This window comes from Bradyrhizobium brasilense (genome assembly GCF_029714345.1).
Classification (GTDB): domain Bacteria; phylum Pseudomonadota; class Alphaproteobacteria; order Rhizobiales; family Xanthobacteraceae; genus Bradyrhizobium; species Bradyrhizobium australafricanum.
Map to the genome: position 1 here is coordinate 3,913,773 of NZ_CP121669.1, position 19,085 is coordinate 3,932,857.

The 19,085-nt window shown below is 62.5% G+C and carries 14 protein-coding genes; 7 read left to right on the forward strand and 7 right to left on the reverse strand.

The window, feature by feature from the left end; all coding sequences use genetic code 11:
• Window positions 1-59: 59 nt before the first annotated feature.
• The 7 genes from tssG to QA635_RS18325 form a co-directional block, all read right to left on the reverse strand.
• Window positions 60-1,124, reverse strand: a complete 1,065-nt coding sequence (gene tssG, locus QA635_RS18295) for a type VI secretion system baseplate subunit TssG (protein ID WP_283070804.1) — start codon at window positions 1,122-1,124, stop codon at window positions 60-62.
• Window positions 1,088-3,055 (reverse strand): type VI secretion system baseplate subunit TssF, encoded by a 1,968-nt coding sequence (tssF, locus tag QA635_RS18300; RefSeq protein ID WP_283070805.1) that lies wholly within the window; start codon window positions 3,053-3,055, stop codon window positions 1,088-1,090. The genes tssG and tssF overlap by 37 nt, the downstream gene beginning before the upstream one ends.
• A 1-nt stretch (window position 3,056) precedes the next feature.
• Complete coding sequence (tssE, locus tag QA635_RS18305; RefSeq protein WP_152977617.1) at window positions 3,057-3,605, reverse strand: type VI secretion system baseplate subunit TssE; 549 nt, start codon at window positions 3,603-3,605, stop codon at window positions 3,057-3,059.
• Window positions 3,606-3,673: 68 nt separating this feature from the next.
• Entirely contained in the window at window positions 3,674-4,159 is a 486-nt protein-coding gene (locus QA635_RS18310; protein ID WP_016843423.1) for an Hcp family type VI secretion system effector, read from the reverse strand.
• 52 nt (window positions 4,160-4,211) lie between these two features.
• Window positions 4,212-5,714, reverse strand: a complete 1,503-nt coding sequence (gene tssC, locus QA635_RS18315; RefSeq protein ID WP_018272201.1) for a type VI secretion system contractile sheath large subunit — start codon at window positions 5,712-5,714, stop codon at window positions 4,212-4,214.
• 17 nt (window positions 5,715-5,731) lie between these two features.
• The gene (gene tssB, locus QA635_RS18320) at window positions 5,732-6,259 is read right to left on the reverse strand and encodes a type VI secretion system contractile sheath small subunit (protein ID WP_283070809.1); all 528 of its coding nucleotides are present in this window, start codon (window positions 6,257-6,259) and stop codon (window positions 5,732-5,734) included.
• A 128-nt stretch (window positions 6,260-6,387) separates the two neighbouring features.
• Window positions 6,388-7,701 (reverse strand): type VI secretion system protein TssA, encoded by a 1,314-nt coding sequence (locus QA635_RS18325; protein WP_283070810.1) that lies wholly within the window; start codon window positions 7,699-7,701, stop codon window positions 6,388-6,390.
• A gap of 350 nt (window positions 7,702-8,051) precedes the next feature.
• Between QA635_RS18325 and QA635_RS18330 the strand changes: the two genes are divergently transcribed.
• From QA635_RS18330 to tagF, 7 genes are all read left to right on the forward strand, one after another.
• Window positions 8,052-9,920, forward strand: coding sequence for a type VI secretion system Vgr family protein (locus QA635_RS18330; protein WP_283070811.1), 1,869 nt, complete (start codon window positions 8,052-8,054; stop codon window positions 9,918-9,920).
• Window positions 9,921-9,925: 5 nt separating this feature from the next.
• Entirely contained in the window at window positions 9,926-10,489 is a 564-nt protein-coding gene (locus QA635_RS18335) for a DUF6931 family protein (protein ID WP_283070812.1), read from the forward strand.
• Window positions 10,490-10,501: 12 nt separating this feature from the next.
• Entirely contained in the window at window positions 10,502-11,878 is a 1,377-nt protein-coding gene (gene tagH, locus QA635_RS18340) for a type VI secretion system-associated FHA domain protein TagH (RefSeq protein ID WP_283070813.1), read from the forward strand.
• 48 nt (window positions 11,879-11,926) lie between these two features.
• On the forward strand, window positions 11,927-13,264 hold the full coding sequence (gene tssK / locus QA635_RS18345; RefSeq protein ID WP_028335406.1) for a type VI secretion system baseplate subunit TssK: 1,338 nt from the start codon (window positions 11,927-11,929) through the stop codon (window positions 13,262-13,264).
• Window positions 13,265-13,551: 287 nt separating this feature from the next.
• A complete protein-coding gene (gene tssL, locus QA635_RS18350) occupies window positions 13,552-14,787 on the forward strand; it encodes a type VI secretion system protein TssL, long form (RefSeq protein ID WP_256527869.1) in 1,236 nt (411 codons plus the stop codon).
• A gap of 45 nt (window positions 14,788-14,832) precedes the next feature.
• Window positions 14,833-18,384 carry a type VI secretion system membrane subunit TssM gene (tssM, locus tag QA635_RS18355; protein ID WP_283070815.1) on the forward strand — a complete coding sequence of 1,184 codons (3,552 nt, stop codon included), beginning with the start codon at window positions 14,833-14,835 and terminating at the stop codon, window positions 18,382-18,384.
• A complete protein-coding gene (tagF, locus tag QA635_RS18360; RefSeq protein ID WP_341850440.1) occupies window positions 18,381-19,082 on the forward strand; it encodes a type VI secretion system-associated protein TagF in 702 nt (233 codons plus the stop codon). Before tssM ends, tagF begins: the two co-directional genes overlap by 4 nt.
• Window positions 19,083-19,085: the final 3 nt, after the last annotated feature.

The window sequence follows — 19,085 nt, forward strand, 5'->3', positions numbered from 1 at the left end:
CGTCGCGGAAATCGGCTCGAATTCCCATGATGTTAGGACAATCGGAGCGATGCTTAGGTTCAAATCGGCTGCTGATCAGTGGCAGCGCTGCGCCGGGCTCTGAGACGCTCGGCAAGGTGAAAGCGTGCATCGCGCCGATACTCCTCGGTCGAGGCCCAGTTCGGCGAAACCCAGCTGGTCCATCCGAGGCGTCCGCTGTGCCCCAGCTTCATCGGGACAACCGCTCCCGCCGGAATGGCGAGTTCCACCTCCCACTCGAGTTCGTCGCCGATATAGAAGTAGACGGCGTCAGCGAGGGGCTCGGACAGGTTAGGCGCTTCGGTGGGCAGGAACTGCTCGTATTGAGCAAAATCCTTCACGAACACGCGAACCCTGATCTTGTCTTCGACACTGAACACGCGTGAGCCCAGGAGCGCGTCGTGACCGAGCCTGGCGTGCGTCCCACCGAGCCGGCTGCAATGGCTCGGGTCGAACGGGAGCCACGTGCCGACGAACTCGTCGATCTCGACCCTGACATCGAACAGCCCTTGCAGCAGCCGCGCCAGTCGTGATGCGGATTTCGCTCTGGGTGAAACCAGCCCGGCGAAGCTCAGCTTCGCCATGTCAGGCACGGTATCCCGATTGGCAAAAATATCGGAGCCGAGGCCGGCGAAGGAGCCGACATAGGCGATGAAGCGATCGTCGGATGGCCGATCATGCTGGGCGATCGGCCGTGCGTCCGCCCAGGCTCGAAAGAACAATTGCAGAAAGCGTCCATTCAGCAGATCGAGAAAGCGGGGGAAAGCGTCATCCCGCATCAACTGCCAGCCGACGCTCTCATCGGTGGTGGCCAGCGGCAGCGCGCCCTGCGGTCCGAGCAGGCCGAGGAATTTGACCTGAATTTTGAGCCTGCCATCGCGGTCGTCGACCGAGCTCAGATTGGAGGCGGGAAATTCCAGATAGGGGGTTTGCCCGAGGTCGACAAACTCCTCGCGACGCGCTGCACTGTCGCCGATCCGCGGCCGATCCGGATTGCATCGCTCGAGCTGGCGGAGCGTCTGAAAGAAATCGAACCGCCAGGGCTCGGCCTTCATCTGGTCGATCAGCGTCACAGCGGCCTCCGGGTGCCCATGCGGGCTGGCCAACGCATGATCTCGCCGCGCTCCGGAGTCGAGATGACGGTCTGGGTGAAGGTGTTGAAGCCTGAATAGTCGGCGAAGAAGCGTTCCAGCACAGCCCCGAGCAGGAACGCGCCGCTGCCCTCGAATGCCTTCTCGTCAAGCGTGACCGTGATCTCCAGGCCGCGCGCTGCGCCGCTGCCGGTACGCTCACGCACCCGCCGCACCACGGGCCTGCTCTCGACGCTGCGCACGCCACGAATCTTTCGTTCCGTCGCATCGTCGAACTGGTCGGCGAACAAGGACAGCATCTCCCGCAGTGCTCCGGCGTTCTTGCCGCCGCTACGCTCCACGAGGCCGAGATAGTTCAAACTCAGCATGTTGATCAGGCGCCAGCTGACGACGCCGCTATTGGCGATCTCGCTGCGGCTGCGCAACTGCGCCACCACCGGCTCGCGTGGCCGGGTGGGACCGGCGATGCACATCAGCTCGAGCGAGGTGTCGTCCAGCAGGCGAAAGTCGGCTCCGCCCTGGCCGACCGGCAGATGTTCCGTGAGATGCCGGTTGGAGCACAGCGCGCGGACGCTCAGCTCGGCGGCGGATCCGTCGCCGCTCGGGTCGCCGGGCTCGAGCAGCGAGAGGAACATGTCCGTCCCGGTATAGTCCGAGGCCGCGCCATAGGTCTTCTCTTCGACGGTGCGCCGCCGAGGCAGCCGACGAACCGTATAATAAAGTCCCTCGACCGATCCGGCCGTCCGGTCGACGGCGGCGGAGTACAACGGACGCACGCGGCGCTTGTCCTTTTCCGCCGGAAAGTGCGCGTAGACCTCCAGCACCTGGTGCGGCTCGTATTCGAGGTAGCGGCTTCGGTCGGGCACCACGTGGTATTCGTAGGTATTCGACTTGATCGGGATGCGATCGCTGGTCTTCTCGAACAGGTTGATCGCCGGGGCGGTGTAGAGACTGAACGTATCCGCCCGGACCGAGGCGGCGAGACGCGAGTTGTGCTCATCGAACGCGAAGACGATATCGATGGATTTGCTGCGTAACCGCGGCATCACAGCGCGAAGCTGCGTCAGATTGACGCCAAGGAACTTGCGCGGAAACACGAAATATTCCCGCAACAACTCCGAGCCACGAAAGACCCGGTTATCGTTCGGAAACAGGGATTCGTTCTCGCTGAAGCCGACCTGCTGCACACAGTCGTTCGGAGCCCGGATGACGACCGGATCGCCGAAATCGTCGAGATAGCGAAAATAGAGCCCGACGCAGTTCGATGTCAGTTGTTCGTAAAGTGCGATGGCGTCCGACTCGGCGCCGGTCAGGTAGATGGGCAGTTCGCTGGCGCGGCAGCCGGCGAACCAGGTCTCCGGCTTGTTGCGAGTCTCAGCGTCCGCCGGCTCCTCGTCGAGCCGCGCGGCGGTACGGTGCGTCAAGGAGAGCCTGAGCCCGGCGATGACCTCTCCGCCGACTGGAATCCCGAGGGCCTGCAACGCGCCCGCGGTCGCAAAATATTCGGCGCCGGTGACGTCAAAGGGCCAAAGCACGATATCGCGGCAAAGCCGGAATCGACAGGCGAGGCTCCGTTCCCTTTCGCGATAGTTCGCGTCGAAATAGGCGCCGCGCGCGATCTTCTTGCCGTCGCGCAATGCCGGATCGGCGTAGGTCGGCTGAATCTTGACCAGCATGGCGGACGGAGTCGGCGCAAGATAGTTCGGAACCAACTGCTCAAGCAGGTTCGCCGTGAATTCCGGAAACTCGTGCTTGAGCTTGAGCTGGACACGCGCAGCGAGAAATGCAGCGCCTTCCAGCAGGCCTGAGATCATCGGATCCGAGCGGTCGCGGACCAGGCCGCCGAGGCGCTCGGCGATACCAGGATATTCCTCGGCAAAACCCTCCGCGTGCTCGTACAGCAGCGACAGTTCACGATTGTAGAAGTCGAGGAATTCGCGGTTCATGCTATAATCGGTTGATCTGTATATCGCCGCTGTCGAGGTCGACGTCTGCGACGAATTCCACGGGTACGTTGAGCGGTTCGCACTTCAGGTCGGAATGCACGACAAAGCGTAGCTTGAGCTGCTCGGGGCCCACGGAGGTGTCGCGCCGCACCCGGATGGACTTGCGATCGAGTCTCGGCTCGTAGGTCGTCAGCGACATGCGCAGGGCATCGCTGAGCTCCTCGTCGGTGACTTCGTCGATCGAGCGGTTTGCGATATCTGGGAAACCATAGTTCAGGATCGAGGTGCGGACGCATCCGCGACCGGTCAGGTCAAGCGTCGATTCGAGGGCAATGGTATTGAGGAGTGTTTCGACGTCCTGCGAAACCTCGCGCCTCAGCAGCGTCTCCGAGATCGGGAAACGACCGGCGCTGCGCCGTCCCGCTATCACTCGTTCGCCGAACTGATCCCGCAGTTCGAGTGCTTTGCGCGCATCGCGCGCGTCATGAGCCGCACGAAAGGCCAGCATCAATGGCGGAGAGAGCCGGTCCTTCCTTGGCGTAACGGTCATTGACGGTCCCCGTACAGCCGGCGCCGATTGCCGCTATTGGCAACCGGCGCCGGGCAGGAAGCTTGCGATCAGGCCCATTCCTTGTTGGCCGCAACGTCCCATCCGAATACCGGAGACGCGCCGGCGCCGCCTTTTTCCGTCTGGGTCTTGTAGGTCATTTTGACCTTCTGGAAGTTCAGGCTGACGTTTTCGGTGAGGCGATCCTCGCCGTGCGATCCGCCCGTCGAGACGCTGGAGACCAGAACGTGCTTCATCTCGATCTTGAGATATTCGAGCGGGTGTTCACCGGCCTTGCGTACCGTGAGGATGGCGCTGTCGATGTGCTTTCCGTTTGCGCAGACCTTGAAAAGCTCGGGTGTCGCCTTGTCCACGAAGTGCGTGAAGTGGAGGTCTTGAACCGCGACCTTGCCGGCGCCGCCGCCCGACCCGCTGTGGAACGTGCCGCTTTGGCTCTCGCCGAACGACCAGCTCAAAATGTCGATTTCGTCCTTGTGTTTGTCGTCGAGCGACTCGCCCTTGATCGGATCGAGTTTCAAAAAGATGTCGACAGCCATAGCATAGCCCTTTCAAAATTCTCTGATGAGTGACGGTTGCAATAGCGCGGCGTCAGGAGCTCGGGCCTGGCAGGCGCGAAACGAGACTGAGACCGACGTCCATCGCTTCCAGTTGAAAGTGTGGACGGAGAAAGAAGCGCGCGTTGTAATATCCCGGGTTCTCCTCGTTTGCTATGACCTCAACCTTCGCAGCGGCCAGCGGCTTGCGCGCTTTCTGAGCTTCTGACGACAAGGCCGGATTGGCATCAACGTATTCGTTGATCCAGGTCTGCAGCCAGACCGTCAGCTCATCCTTTTCCTTCATGGATCCGATCTTGTCGCGAACCATGCACTTCAGATAATGCGCAAAGCGGGATACTGCGAACATGTAGGGCAGGCGTGACGACAGGTTGTCGGACGCGGTTGCATCCACGCCCTTGTCGCCGAAATACTTCTTCGGCTTGTAGAGCGACTGGGCGCCGATGAAGGCGGCCTTGTCGGTGTTCTTGCGATGGATCAGCGGGATCAGTCCCGCCTTTGCAAGCTCGTGCTCGCGACGATCGCTGATGGCGATCTCGGTGGGGCATTTCAGGTCGACGCCACCGTCGTCGGTCGGGAACGTATGCGTCGGCAGGTTGATGACCTCGCCGCCGGACTGGACGCCGCGGATGCGCGTGCACCAGCCGAACTCCTTGAAGGCGCGGTTGATGTTGACTGCCATCGCATAGGCGGCGTTGATCCAGCCGTATTTGTCACCGGTGTGCCCGTCCGTCTCCTCTTCGAAGGCGAACTCTTCGACCGGCTCCGATTTGGCGCCGTAGGGGAGGCGGCCCAGTGCGCGCGGCATGCACAGACCGAGATAGCGCGAGTCGTCCTGATCGCGCAGTCCCTTCCATGCGGCGTATTCCGGCGTGTCGAAAACCTTGCCGATGTCGCGAGGGTTAGACAGTTCGGTCCACGAGTCCATTCCCATCAGCGTAGGCTCGGCGCCGCTGAAGAAGGGGGCGTGCGCGGCGCCGGCGATCTTGCTGAGATCGCGGAGCAACTGCACGTCGGTGGGGAGGTGGCTGAAATAATAGTCGCCGATCAGGCAGCCGAACGGCTCGCCGCCCAGTTGGCCAAATTCGTACTCGTAGATCTGCTTGAACAGCGGGCTCTGGTCCCAGCGCGCATCGGGATAAAGCCGCAGGTTCCGGTACAGCTCGTTCTTGGAGACGTTCATCACCCGGATCTTGAGGTTGGCGTCGGTCTCGGAATTGAAGACGAGGTAGTGGAGGCCGCGCCAGGCACTTTCGATCGCCTGGAATTCGGGCGCGTGCAGGATCTCGTTCATCTGCGCGGTCAGCTTCTGATCGATCCGCGCGATCATCTCCTCGATGGTGTCGAGCACGTCCGACTTGATGACGCTCGTATCCTTCAGCGCTTCCTGAACGAGCGTGGACACCGCGTTCTCGACTTCGGTCGCCGCACGTTCGGTGCGCGGCTTGAAGCTTTGCTTCAGCAGGGCAGCAAACTCGTCAGCCTCGACGGTCCCGACCTTGGTGGTGGTCTCTTTGTGAATTGCTTCTTTTGCCATGGTCCCCATTCCTTCCCTTAGCTGTTGCTGTCGGATTCGGTGGACTGGCTGGTCGCGCGCTCGCGCAGTGCGGCCATCAGTTGAGGATCGGCGAGGAGCTTCTTCAGCTGATCCTCGGCGCCCACCTTGCCATCCATGTAGCGCAGCAGGTTGGCGAGCTGTTCACGCGCTTCGAGCAGCTTGGCCGTCGCCGGCACCTGGCGGGCGACCGCCACCGGCGTGAAGTCGGACATCTTGTTGAAGCGCAGGTTGACGGAGATCTTTTCGTCGGACCCATCGCTGAGACGATTGGCGACGCGCGCCGTCACGCCGGGCTGGATCGCCGCCATGCGGTTGTCGAAATTGTCCATGTCGAACTCGAGGAACTTGCGCTCCTCGACCTTCGTCTTCTCGATGCCGGGGTTGTTGCCGGAAAGATCGGACAGGACGCCCATGACGAACGGCAGCTCGATCAGCCGCTCGGCATCGTAGGGATCTTCGTAAGTGATGTGCACGCGCGGTGCGCGGTTTCGGCGAATGAATTTTTGACCGCTGTCGGTTGCCATTGGGTTGCCCTCTTCACAAAAAAATCTCTGCGGAAGCCGACTTGCGCGACGCAGGCAGGGAAGTGCCTCGGTCTTTCGTCGGCGGAGCTTCCTTCCGTTCAGTTAGTCCCGTCGAACGGAAGGCGGGTTCAATTCGATTTATCGATCGCCTTCAGAGCGCCCTCGGGCAGCACTTCGTTCAGCAGGCTGAGGAAGTCTCGCTGTGCGAGTTCGCGTGCGCGATCGACCAGGAACGGGATCGGGCTGGACGGCTCCGCGGCCCGGAAGAAAGACGCAACCTTGCTCAGCAAGTCCAACGCCTGGGTTCTGTTTTCGGCCGAAAAAACAGCATCTTGAGCCTCATTTTCGGCCGCGGATGGGAGCGAGGTGGCGAATGCCGCCATGCGTTCGATCGGCAGGTCGAAGACCTTGTCGCGACCGATATTGATGGCGGCGCTCTCGACGTGGGCCGGCATCAGCATCCGCATCACTTCGATAAACGATTTGCCAACCATGTCCTGCGCCTGCCGCACCAGCAACAGCGCCGGGCTCGACGGTTCCTTCCGAGCGAAGTAGTCGGCAGCCGCCGCCAGCGCCGCGGATGCCTGTCCGGGTGATGTGACTGCGCCGGCGATTTCGATCGGAGGCTGCGGGCCGTCTTGGGCAGTCTCGTCCGGGGACGGGGCGATTGCGGCCGGATCGCGTGCAGTGACCAGAGTCGCGAGCCAGCCGGCCATGCCGTTCGCGACACCCGCCAGCCTGTCGAGACTGATGGGTTGCCCCGAGTTCAACTTTTCGTGCCAAACCGATTTGATGCCGGCAATCTCGGCAGCGACCGCCGAACAGCGGGCGCTCACCGCCTTGAGGGTGTCGAGGTCGGTCTCGGCGACGATGCGCTCGATGGTTCCGAGATCTGGCATGTCGACATCGGCATCGCCGGCGGGAATTTCGCCCTTGGCAATCTGATAGGCTCGGTAGTTGAGGCTGCCGTGCCGTCGATTTTCGATCAGGGGAAGGAATTGGAGCGGGTTGATCACCGTCGGAAACACGTCGATCGCCTCGATGGTGACCGCCCGAAAGGCATAGTCGCCGTCCTCGCCCCTCGGGTGAACCGCTTCCCATCGTTCGCGGAGCAGCAGGGTGGTTGCCCGCAGGCAGCTGAGGAAGCCGTCGAGATCGCGGTTCAGGATGGAAAACTTGGCGAGCAGCATGGTCAGGCGCAGATCGCGGGTGCGAGCCAACAGGGGCTGGGCAGCGGCGAACTGGCCGGCAATATCGATGGCCTTCGGGTCGAAGCGTCCGCGCTCTCCATTCGCGTTGACGACCTCGAAATACGACATCGGCAGCAGCGATTCCGCAGCTGCGAAGAAATTCAGGTACTGGACGTCGCCGGCCGCATCGAGGTCGGGCCCGCAGGGATCGTCCGGGTCGATGGGCTGGGTCAGGGATGCGACGTCGAGCATGCAAAAAGGATCCGTCTGCGAGGCCCTAGCCCCTCGACCAGGTCCATGACATCTGGCGGATCACGCGGGGGATCATGATCCGATTGACTGGTAGGTCAGATCAACGCCGGCCTCGGTTCATTCCCGCGATGATGGCGGTTTCCCGTGAACCAGCAAGCGCTTGGAACCGACTACATGAGTGCCGCAGTGGCTTCCCCGGGCGGGTGCGTTGCCGCGTCAGGAGAGGTGACACCGAGCGGACTTGCCGGCCATCCCACCGATGGACGGCTCGGATTTCGGTCGTTCGTGCTTGACCGCCCGATGCGCCGGTTGCGCAGCTCGTGCGGTCAACGAGGGAGTTTAACGCCCACATGGGCCAGCTTACCCAGGATACCCGCCTCTGCGAGCTCAAGACCCCCCTTGGCAAGGACGTTCTGGTTTTTGCCCGGTTCGAGGCCGCCGAAGGTCTGAGTGAACTTTTCGAATATCGCATCGAATGTCTCAGCGAGGAAGCCGATCTCGACTTCGATCGGGCCATCGGCAAGCAGTGCACCCTCACCATCAAATTGCACGAGAAGGAACGCGAGTTCAGCGGCATTCTCACGGAAGCCCAATGGCTGGGGGTGAAGAACGACTATTTCAGTTACCGGATCGTGCTGAGGCCCTGGTTGTGGCTGCTGTCGCGGACCACCGATTGCCGGATCTTTCAGGACAAGAAGGCGCCCGACATCATCACGGAGGTCTTCAACGAGCGCGGCTTCACCGATTATGAGTCCAAGCTTACGGAAGAGGGCTCATGTCCAAAGCTCGAATACTGCGTTCAATATCGCGAGACCGATCTGGATTTCGTGTGCCGGTTGATGGAGCAGCACGGGATCTACTACTTCTTCAAGCATGAAGGCGGCAAGCACACGCTGGTGCTGGCTGACTCCAAGTCCTCGCATAGCCCAATCAACGGTCTCGCGAAGATCCCCTACATCCCGCTCACCGGCTCCGATCGTCGCGGCGAGCAGCATATTTATGAATGGGCTTCCGAGCGCCGGTTCCGCACCGGGAAGATCGAGCTCAACGACTACAACTACCAGAAGCCCAACGCGCAGATGATCAGCGACGCCAAGGGCTCCGAGCACTACACGCGATCCGAGATGGAGTTCTACGACTATCCCGGCAAGTTCAAGGAGAAATCTGACGGCGAGCGATACGCGAAGATTCAGCTCCAGGCCGAGCAGGCGATGGATCGGCGCCGCCGAGGCAACGGCGACGCCGTCAATCTGTTTCCCGGCGGACTAACCAAGCTCGAGAAGCACTCGAAAGACTCGCAGAACGTCGAATATCTCGTGGTACGGGCAGCGCATTCGTTTTCCATCGAATCCTATCGCACTGGCGGCCCCGGCGACGCCGGACAGCACGTCTACTTCGGCAGCTACGAATTTCTGCCGAGCGATCGGCCGTTTCGATCTCCCATGACGACGCCGAAGCCGAGGATCAACGGCATTCAGACAGCCAAGGTCGTCACCAAGGACGACAATTCCAGCGAGGAAATCGACGTCGAGTCGCTGGGCGAAATCTATGTTCGCTTCTTCTGGGATCGGAAGAAGAAGCGGTCGTGCCGGCTGCGCGTGGCGCAAGTCTGGTCCGGCAAGCGCTGGGGCGGTCAGATCATCCCGCGCGTCGGGCAGGAGGTGGTGGTGGAATTCCTGGAAGGGGATCCCGACCGGCCCCTGGTGATAGGGACCGTCTACAACGATGAATACAAGCTGCCTTACGACCTGCCGTCCAAGAAGACGATTGCGGGTCTGAAGTCCGACTCGACCAAGGGAGGCGGCGGTTACAACGAATGGAACTTCGAGGACAAGAAAGGGTCCGAGAAGATCACCCTGCACGCCGAGAAAGACTACGACGTCACGGTCCGCGACACCGAGACCAGGACCATCGGCGAGGCCGCGTTCGGCGGCGATACCCGCAAGACCACGCTCAAGAACGGCAACGACAAGCTTGATATCCAATTGGGCGGTCAGCACATCAAGCTGGCGATGGATCAGTCCGTCGATGCGGGCCTGAGCATCACCCTCACGGCCAACGTCAATATCACCCTGCAGGTTGGTCCAAGCCAGATCATCCTGTCTCCGGCCGGCATCGTCATCAACGCGCCAACCATCACCATGACTGCGCAGGCTGCCATGGCGCTCGCTGCCGGCGGCCCGCTGGTTGCCCACGGCACGCCAACCATTGTCGGCTGACAGCCATGAATCAGGTTCGGTTCAGCACAGTCCACGATCTCTTTGAAGCTTATCCGCTGGCGCGCTACGACGTCGGCAAAGCCGCTCCGGACAAGTTGTCGTTGGATTTCCTGCAGGAGGCGGCCGATGCGGGCCACTGGCACCAGGCTGTATCCTTCTGCGCGTATCTGCTCCCCAGGCGCGTGGCCGTCGCCTGGGGCTGTCGCTCGTTGCGGCAGATGTTCGACCATTTCGACGGCAATGAAGGCAGGTCGCTCAGTTTTGCCGAGACCTGGGTCCGGCAACCGGACGAGCAATCGCGCAACAAGGCTTTGGCGGTCGGCAATGCCAACGATCCCGAGCAGCCGGCGACCTGGCTGGCGCTGGCGGCGGGTTGGTCCGGCGGAAGCGTGGTTCCGGCGGAATTTGCGCCGGTCGAAGCCAAGCCGGACCAGACAGCGCGAGCGGTTCGCGCAGCCCTTTTGATCGGCCTCTGCCGGCTTACCCGTGAGTCCAGGGACCGGATAATGACGGCCTGCCTGGAGGATGGTATTCAATTGGTACGCGGCGAACCGCGCCCTCCACGCTGACGAGACGATGTGATGGTGCTTCGCTTCAACATCGAGAACGAGCCGAACCTTCCGGACGGCGGCCCTGTGTCATTTACCGTCACCGGAAGGCGTTCGGTCGACATTGGCCGGGACCGCCATCTCGACTGGACATTGCCCGATCCGGCACGGATGATTTCGGGGAAGCATTGCGAGATCCATTATCGCGACGGCGGCTACTGGCTGCACGACGTCTCGACCAACGGCACCTTTCTCAATGGTGCCGACCAGCGCATTCGGGGAGCGCATCGGCTGCGCAACGGCGATCGGCTCGTCATCGGCCACTATGTCATTGGCGTTTCGCTGGACCTGGATGAGCCTGCCGAGGACACTCCGAGCCATGGTGCGCAGCAGCAAGCTCCGCTCGCTCAGCAGCACGCCGATTACCAGGAACTGTGGGCTCCCGGTCGCGACGTGCCGCCGCCAATCGACCCGCAGCAGTTGCGAAAACCGCGCGAGGCCGCGCGGCCCGTCAATCCGGAATTCCTGGACTGGGCAGCGAGCGTTCCCGCAGCGGGGGTGGATCCTGTCCGCCATTCGTCGCAGATGCCCCAACGCGAGCCACCGCTGCACGACGACATGAGCTGGGCAGCCGGTCCGGTCGCCACGCCAAAACCGCCGGTCGACGTGGTGCACGCGATGCCGACGCCGCGCCGACCATCGGTATGGGCCGACGACGAAGCGGCTGCCCCGCCACCGCCGGCGCCTTCACCGACAGGGCATGTGGGAGCGCCGCGGCCGCAACTGGCCGAGCCGGCACCGGCCACGGCGGCGTCGATCGGCAATCCGGAGTTTGCGCGCCTGGTCGCACGTGCTGCCGGGCTGCCGGACGGTTTCTTCGCCGACAAGACCGAAGCCGAGCTCGCGGAACAGCTCGGCGTCATCCTGCGCATGACCGTGGAAAACCTGATGGCCCTGCTGCAGGCGCGGACCCAGGCCAAGCAGCTGACGCGCAGCACCAGCCAAACCACCATCCAGGCCATCGAGAACAACCCGCTGAAATTCTCGCCGACCGCGGAAGACGCGATGCGTATCCTGTTCGGGCCGCCGACGCGCAGTTACCTCGATGCGCCGCATGCCTTCGCCCAGGGCTTCAAGGATCTCAAATCCCATCAATTGAAGACCTATGCGGCAATGCAGCATGCCGTCCGGGGACTGATCGCTAGTATCGATCCGACGCTGATGGCGCGCGAACTCGAGCTTCAGCGCGGCGCAAGGTCCTTGTTTGGCTCGAACAAGAGCAAGCTCTGGGACGAATTCTTGACGCGCTGGAACGCGCATCTCGGTCGCGACGAAAGCGCGCCGATCGATACCTTCATGCTGCATTTCTCCGAATATTACGACCGCGCAGACAAGTCGGGGTCAAAGTGAACTGTCGGTGACGATGCAGTCGCCGATCATTGCCGAGTGGATGTAGGAATGTCCTGGTACAGCAAAGTTTTCTGGTCGGAAGGCCTGTTCCTGCGGCCGCATCATTTGCAGCAGAACGATCGCTATCTCGAGCATCTGCTGGAAAAACGCGTTCGATACACGACACCGTATCCCTGGGGCTTTGCCCAGCTCGAGATCGATAACGATCTTACCCAGCAGAGCAAATTCGCCGTGCGCAGTGCGACCGGCGTCATGCCGGATGGAACGCCGTTCGATATTCCTGCCGACAGCCCGATCCCGGAAGCCATCGAAGTGCCGGATTCGGCCGCAGGCCAGATCGTCTGGCTGATGATGCCGGTCGCGGCTCCCAATACGCGGGAGGTGGATGAGGATCGCACCGACAGCGCAAGTCGCTACGTTCGGACTGCCGAAACGTTTATCGATTCAACCTCGGCGCTGCGCATCGAAGAAGAGATCGACGTTGTCTATCCACGCCTGTCGTTCGAGCTGCGCAAGACGAGCAAGCCGGGATACATGGGTCTCGGCATCGCTCGCATCCTCGAAGTGCGCGACAAGAATATCCTGTTCGACGACAAGTTTGTGCCGCCGATGCTGGTCTGCGCCGCGCATCCGGTTGTCGATGGCTGGCTCAATCGAATCATCGGCTGGGTCGAGACCAAGCTCGACGAGCTTGCACGCTACGCAGTCGATCCGTCGTCCGGCGGCGGTTTGCAGAGCGTCGATTATCTCGTGCTGCAGGTACTGAACCGGACCATTCCGGTGCTGACTCATTTCAAACGATCCGGCAGTGTACATCCCGAACGGCTCTACGAGGAATTGCTGAGGTTTGCCGGTGAGCTTGCAACCTTCGCGACCACCGAACGACGCGCACGGGACTACCCGGCATACGATCACGACAACCTCGAATACGTCTTCACGCCGCTGGTCCGCGACATCCAGGATTTCCTGAGCGCGCGGCTGGGCAGGCGGGCGATTCGTCTGGAGATCATTGAACGCGCCCAGAACGCATTTGTATCGCCGATCCGCGATCGCGCGTTGTTCCGAAATGCGACCTTGGTGCTGGAGGTCGCCGCGCGGCGGCCTCTCGTGGAGATTCAGAATGAATTCCCGCACCTGTTCAAGGTCGGGCCCAACACAAAAATGACCGAGATCGTGCACGCAAACCTGCCGGGTTTGACCTTGGTGCATCTGCCGACGCCGCCACCGCACATCCGAGCCATCACAGACCACGTCTATTTCTATCTCGATCGCAAGTCGCCGCTGTGGCCCGAGTTCAGCACAGCGGCCTCGATCGGGATGCATTTTTCCGGCGACTGGCCGGAGCTTGAGTTGTACCTTTGGGCCATTCTGGAAGAGCGGCCATGACCGACAGGGATAAGCCGGTTAATCCTTTCGGTCGGGGTGAGCGGACCATCATCCGTCCGAACCCCGGCGGGAAGATGCCGCCGGCTCCGGCTCCTCAACCTCCGGCAGGCGAGGGACCTGCCAGCCGTCCGGCGTACTCGCCATCGCCCATGGCTTCGCCTGGTGCCCCTTCGCCGCTGCCCTCATTTTCTCCCACACCGCAGAGCGCAAGCTACGCCGCCCCGCCGACCAGCCAGCCCTCAGAGGAATGGATTTCGACCCCGGCGCAGGCTCAGGCGCCGCAACCGATGCTGCCGCCCGGACCGCCGTTGCGCGTCGACGATCTGGTTGCGCCAAACGCCAATCCGGTAATGCGCGCTGGCGGCCCTTTGCTGCAGTTGCTTGGCCGGCTGCGCGTCGCGCTGATGCGGGCGTCATTCGCGAGCCTGATGGAGCAGGTCGCCGACGCCATCAAATTCTTCGAAAAGGATATCCGCTCGGCGGGCATTTCCGAGCACCAGGCCAATACGGCAAAGTATATCCTGTGCGCGACCGCCGACGATATTGTGCAGCACATTCCGACCGACGACCGGCACGTCTGGGCCCAATATTCGATGCTCAGCCGGTTCTTCGGCGAGCGCGTGGGCGGCGTACGCTTCTTCGAGATTCTCGACCACTTGAAGACCGATCCACTCGTCAACTATCCGGTGCTCGAGCTTCAGCACGCCTGCCTTGCGCTCGGATTCCAGGGCATTCACCGAACGTCGCCGGGCGGGCTTGCGAACCTCCAGGTGATCCAGCGCAACCTCTATGAAACGCTACGCCGGGTTCGGCCCAAGCCGACCAACGATCTGTCGCCGCACTGGCGCGGACAGGCCTTGGCCGGTCGGCGGAAGCACTTGCGCATTCCGGTCTGGCTGGTGGCGGCCGTGGTCGCCGCGCTGTTAACCGGATCCTATTTCGTTCTGCGAACGTTGCTGGCTGGCCGTGCGGAGAATGCTGCGCAAGTAGCGCTGGCACTGCATCCCGGCGATCCGATCGAGCTCAAGCGCCGCGTCGTTGCGCCGCCGCCACCACCGCCTCCGCCGCCACCGCCGGACCGCATCACCCAGCTGCAGCGCATTCGCAACGCGCTTGCGCAGGAGAAGACGGCGTGCGCCATGACCGCGGATCAGACGGCGAGCTTCATCGTGATCAGGGTGTGCGATCTCGCACTGTTTGCCTCGGGCCAGGCAACCATCCTGGATGGTTTCAAGCCGATCGCGGCCCGCGTCGCGGCGACGCTCGACAAGGAGCCGGGGCGAATCCGGGTGGTTGGCCATACCGACAGCTCGCCGATCCGCACCGTGCGTTTCCCCTCGAATTTCGAGCTTTCGGTCGAACGCGCCAAGGCGGTTGCCGCCGCGCTGAAACCCGGCCTGGCCGATGGTTCGCGCGTCGATGTCGACGGCAAGGGATCGGATTCACCAATTGCCAGCAATTCGACGCCCGAGGGACGTGCCAAAAACCGTCGGGTCGAAATTTTCATCGAACGTAGCGAATAGGCGGACGCCAGAAGCTCACGCGATAAGCGACAGGTACCGATCAATATGCTCGCCAAGGACATTCTACGCATCGTTCTCTATGGAGTCGGGCTCAGCTCGCTTGGAGCAGTGATCTACCTTGCCGGTCCCTTCGTTGCTTTCGGCGACTGGCATCCGTTGGAAAATCACATCGTTCGCCAGATCGCGATCCTGCTGCTCGGCGCCGCGGCAGCAGGCGTCACCGGCCTTCATTTCTTCAAGCGACGCAAGAGTGCCAAAGAGATCGCCGAGGGCGTCAGCGGTGCGGACCAGGCTGTCAGCGACGAGCCGGTGCTCAAGGAGCGCATGAAGGATGCGCTCGCAACACTCAAGACTGCGAGCGGCAACAAGTCCGGTTATCTCTACGATCTACCCTGGTACGTCATCATCGGTCCGCCAGGTGCGGGAAAGACCACCGCGCTGGTCAATTCGGGGCTCAAGTTTCCGCTCGCGCGCGGGGCGACGCCGGCGGCGATCGCCGGGGTCGGCGGCACTCGCTACTGTGATTGGTGGTTTACCGAGGAGGCGGTGCTGATCGACACCGCCGGTCGCTACACAACCCAGGATTCAAACAGCAAGGCCGACAAGGAAAGCTGGCTGTCCTTCCTGGACATCCTGAAGAAGAATCGGTCGCGCCAGCCGATCAACGGCGTTCTCGTCGCAATCAGTCTGGAAGACGTGCTGACGCTGCCGAAGCAGGAACTCGCGCTTCATGCCGATGCCATCAGGATGCGGCTCCTCGAGCTGCATCAAAGGCTGAAAGTGAGCTTCCCGGTCTACGCGCTGTTCACCAAGGCCGATCTCGTTGCCGGTTTCACCGAATACTTCGCCTATCTCGGCGAGGCCGGCCGGCGCCAGGTCTGGGGCGCCACGTTCCAGACCGCCGACAAGACCCAGAATCTGGTGGGACAGGTCCCGGTCGAGTTCGATCGCCTGCTGGAACGCCTGAGCGAAGAAACGCTCGACCGTCTGCAGGACGAGCCGACGCCGCAGCACCGGGTGCAGTTGTTCGGCTTCCCGGCGCAGATGGCGCGGCTCAAGCCGCAGATCCACGATTTCCTCAACCAGATTTTCGAGCCGACGCGGTATCACGTGAATGCCAATCTGCGTGGGTTCTATTTCACGTCGGGCACCCAGCAGGGTACGCCGATCGATCAATTGATCGGATCGTTGGCGCGTACGTTCGGCGCGGAGGAAGTCGGTGCCGGATCGTACTCCGGAACCGGCAAGAGCTATTTCCTTGCCGATTTGATTTCGAAGGTCATCATCGGCGAGGCCGACTGGGTCTCGACCGACCGCGCTGCGGTGCGCCGCGCCTTGATCCTCAAGACCGCGGCGCTGTCGGTGATAGGTTTGGTGGCGATCGGACTGATCGGTGCGTGGCTGACCAGCTACAAGCGCAACTCCGACCTGATCGAGCAGAGCTTGCAGGCGGACAACGAGTATGCGGCCGCCGGGGCGCCGCTGATCAAGCAAACGCTGATCGCCGATCACGATCTCGACAAGGTGCTGCCGCTGCTCTATCGGCTGCGGAACGCCCCGGCCGGCTATGCCTCACGGAATGAGCCGGTAGCACTGTCGGCGCGCTACGGGCTCAGTCAGCACGCGCGCCTGTTGTCGCCCGCGAAGGCGGCCTATCACACCGCGCTTGAGCGCATGTTCCGGCCTCGCTTGCTGTACCGGTTGGAAGAGCAGCTCAATGCGCGCATCAACGAGCCTGCCTTCGTCTATGAGGCGCTGAAGGTCTACCTGATGCTCGGCGGCCTGCAATCCCCGGACCGCGAGCTGATCCGTTCCTGGATGCAGCGCGACTGGGCGGACAACCTGTATCCTGGCGCGACCAACGCGGAGGGACGGCGTCTGCTCGATGAAAATCTCGTCGCCATGTTCGACCTCGAAACCGAGCAGCCGCCGCTGGTCGAGCTTGACGGACGCCTGATCAAGCAGGCCCAGAATTCATTGGCGCGCCTCAGCGTGTCGCAACGCGCCTACGAGTTCCTGAAGTCGGAGGCTCGTGGATCGACCGTCGGCGACTGGATCGCCAGCCGCCGAGGTGGTCCGGACGTGGCAGTTGTCTTCGAAACCACGACTGGGCAGCCCCTGGACAATGTGCGGGTGCCCGAGTTCTTCACCTACAACGGCTTCAATCAGAAGTTCATCGCTCGACTGCCCGGATTGTCAGAGCGCATGAAGCGGGAGCGCTGGGTCTTGGGTGACGCCGGCCAGCAGTCGGCAATCGACCAGCAGTATGACAATCTGGCTGGCGATCTGCTCAGCATCTACTCCAATGAGTTCGTGACGACATGGCGGACCGCGCTCGGCAGTCTGCGTTTGAAGAAATTGCTCGCGGACAAGCCGAAATACGAGGTGCTGAGGGCGCTTTCGGCGCCGACTTCGCCGATGCGGCAAATCCTGGAGTCGGTGCGCGATGAGACGATGCTGACCAAGGAACGCCCGAAGCCGGCGAGCGGCGGCACGCCGGCCGCGCCGCCCGCGGTGACCGCGCCGGCGCTGTTCAACAACGCCCAGGATGGTACGCCCGGTGCCGCGATCGAGTCGCAGTTCAAACCCTACCATGCAGTGCTTGAAGGGGAGAGCACCCGCCGGCCGATCGACTCGACGATCGCAAACCTGAACGACATCGCGCAGAATCTGACGCTGATGGTCGAGAATCCGCAGCTGACGGCGCAAGCAACCGCGGGGCTTCAGACCCAGGTTGCAGCGCTGCGCAACAATGCATCGCGCATGCCGCCACCGTTTTCCGATATGCTGCGGGCGGCGGCCGGGGAGTTCGAAGGCAGCATCGCCGCCTCCACGGCCGGCCAGATCCTGCAGTCGTTGCGCGATCAGGTCACGCCGGTCTGTCAGCAGACGGTGACCAACCGCTACCCGTTCGTACGCAGCAGCGGTCAGGAAGTCCCGCTCGCGGACTTCGCCAAGCTGTTCAGCCCGAACGGTGTCATGGACAAGTTCTTCACTCAGTTCCTGGCGCCTTATGCGGATACGTCGCGATCCGAATGGGTCTGGCGGAAGGAGAGCCCCGTCGGCCGGTCGTTCTCGCCCGATACGCTAAAGCAGTTCCAGAATGCCGCTTATATCCGCGACGCGTTTTTCCAAACTGGCGGCGGTGTGCCGGCGGTGTCCTTTGCGATCCGGCCGCCGGCTGCGGCCGGACCGGGCATCACAGTCAAGACGGAGATCGGTGGCACGACGATCACGAGCCCAACCACACCAGGACCAGCCGCAACTCCCTCCATGTTTGGCGCGCCGCAACCCGCTCCTCCGCCGCCGCCGCCGCAGAGCAATTCACCGACGACGGTCCTCTGGCCCGGCCCATCGCCGCGGACGGCAATTTCGGTCAGCAACGAGACCGGCTCGCCATCCGTGCTCGAGCGCATCGGCCCCTGGTCGTTGTTCCGAATGCTGGAGGCTGGCTCGCTGGTCGCCAAGGCGGAATCCGCCAGCGCAACGTTCATTGTTGCCGGGCGCGAGCTCAACTATCAGATTTCGACCGGATCGTTGCGCAATCCGCTAAACCTGTCAGTGCTCCGCGAGTTTCGTTGCCCGACCGGAATATGACCATGCGATGCGGCTTATTCGGCAAGATCGGCGCGAAGCGTGATTTCATCGCGATCGCGACGCCGCGCAGCTTCCTCGAAGTCTGGGAGCCGTGGGTGCAGGCAGCCATCTCCGCGAGCCGCCACCAACTCGGCGCCGCCTGGCAGGAAGCATTCCTGACCGCGCCGATTTGGCGATTCTGGCTTGGCTCCGCGATCTGCGGCACCACCGTTGCAGGGGCGATCATGCCCTCGCTTGACGGTGTGGGGCGATACTATCCGTTGACGCTGCATGCGGTGCCGGATGGTGACGCCGCGCTGTCGCCGCCGCAGATCGATCCGCAGGACGAGTGGTATGGGCAAGTGGAGACGTTTCTGCTCTCGACCCTCGACCGGGCTGCGACGTTCGAGCAGATCTCCGATGCACTGGATCGTCTCGCGCTTCCACGTCTGGGGACGCCGCGGACTGATGGACCGCCGGTGGTGTCGCTGGGTGGCGCGACGCTGGGAATGATTTCGTCGGTCGATGGGTTTGCCGGGTCGTTCGGCACGCTCTGCGGCGCCAACCCTCAAGTCTATGCCGCGGCTAGTTTCTGGTGGACCGCCGGGGGCGAAGGGTTCTCGCCGACCGCACTGTGTTGCCGCGGATTGCCGGATCCGTTTCGCTATTCCGCGCTGCTGACCGGCGACGTTGGCCGCGAAGTATCCGGGACGGGATGACGC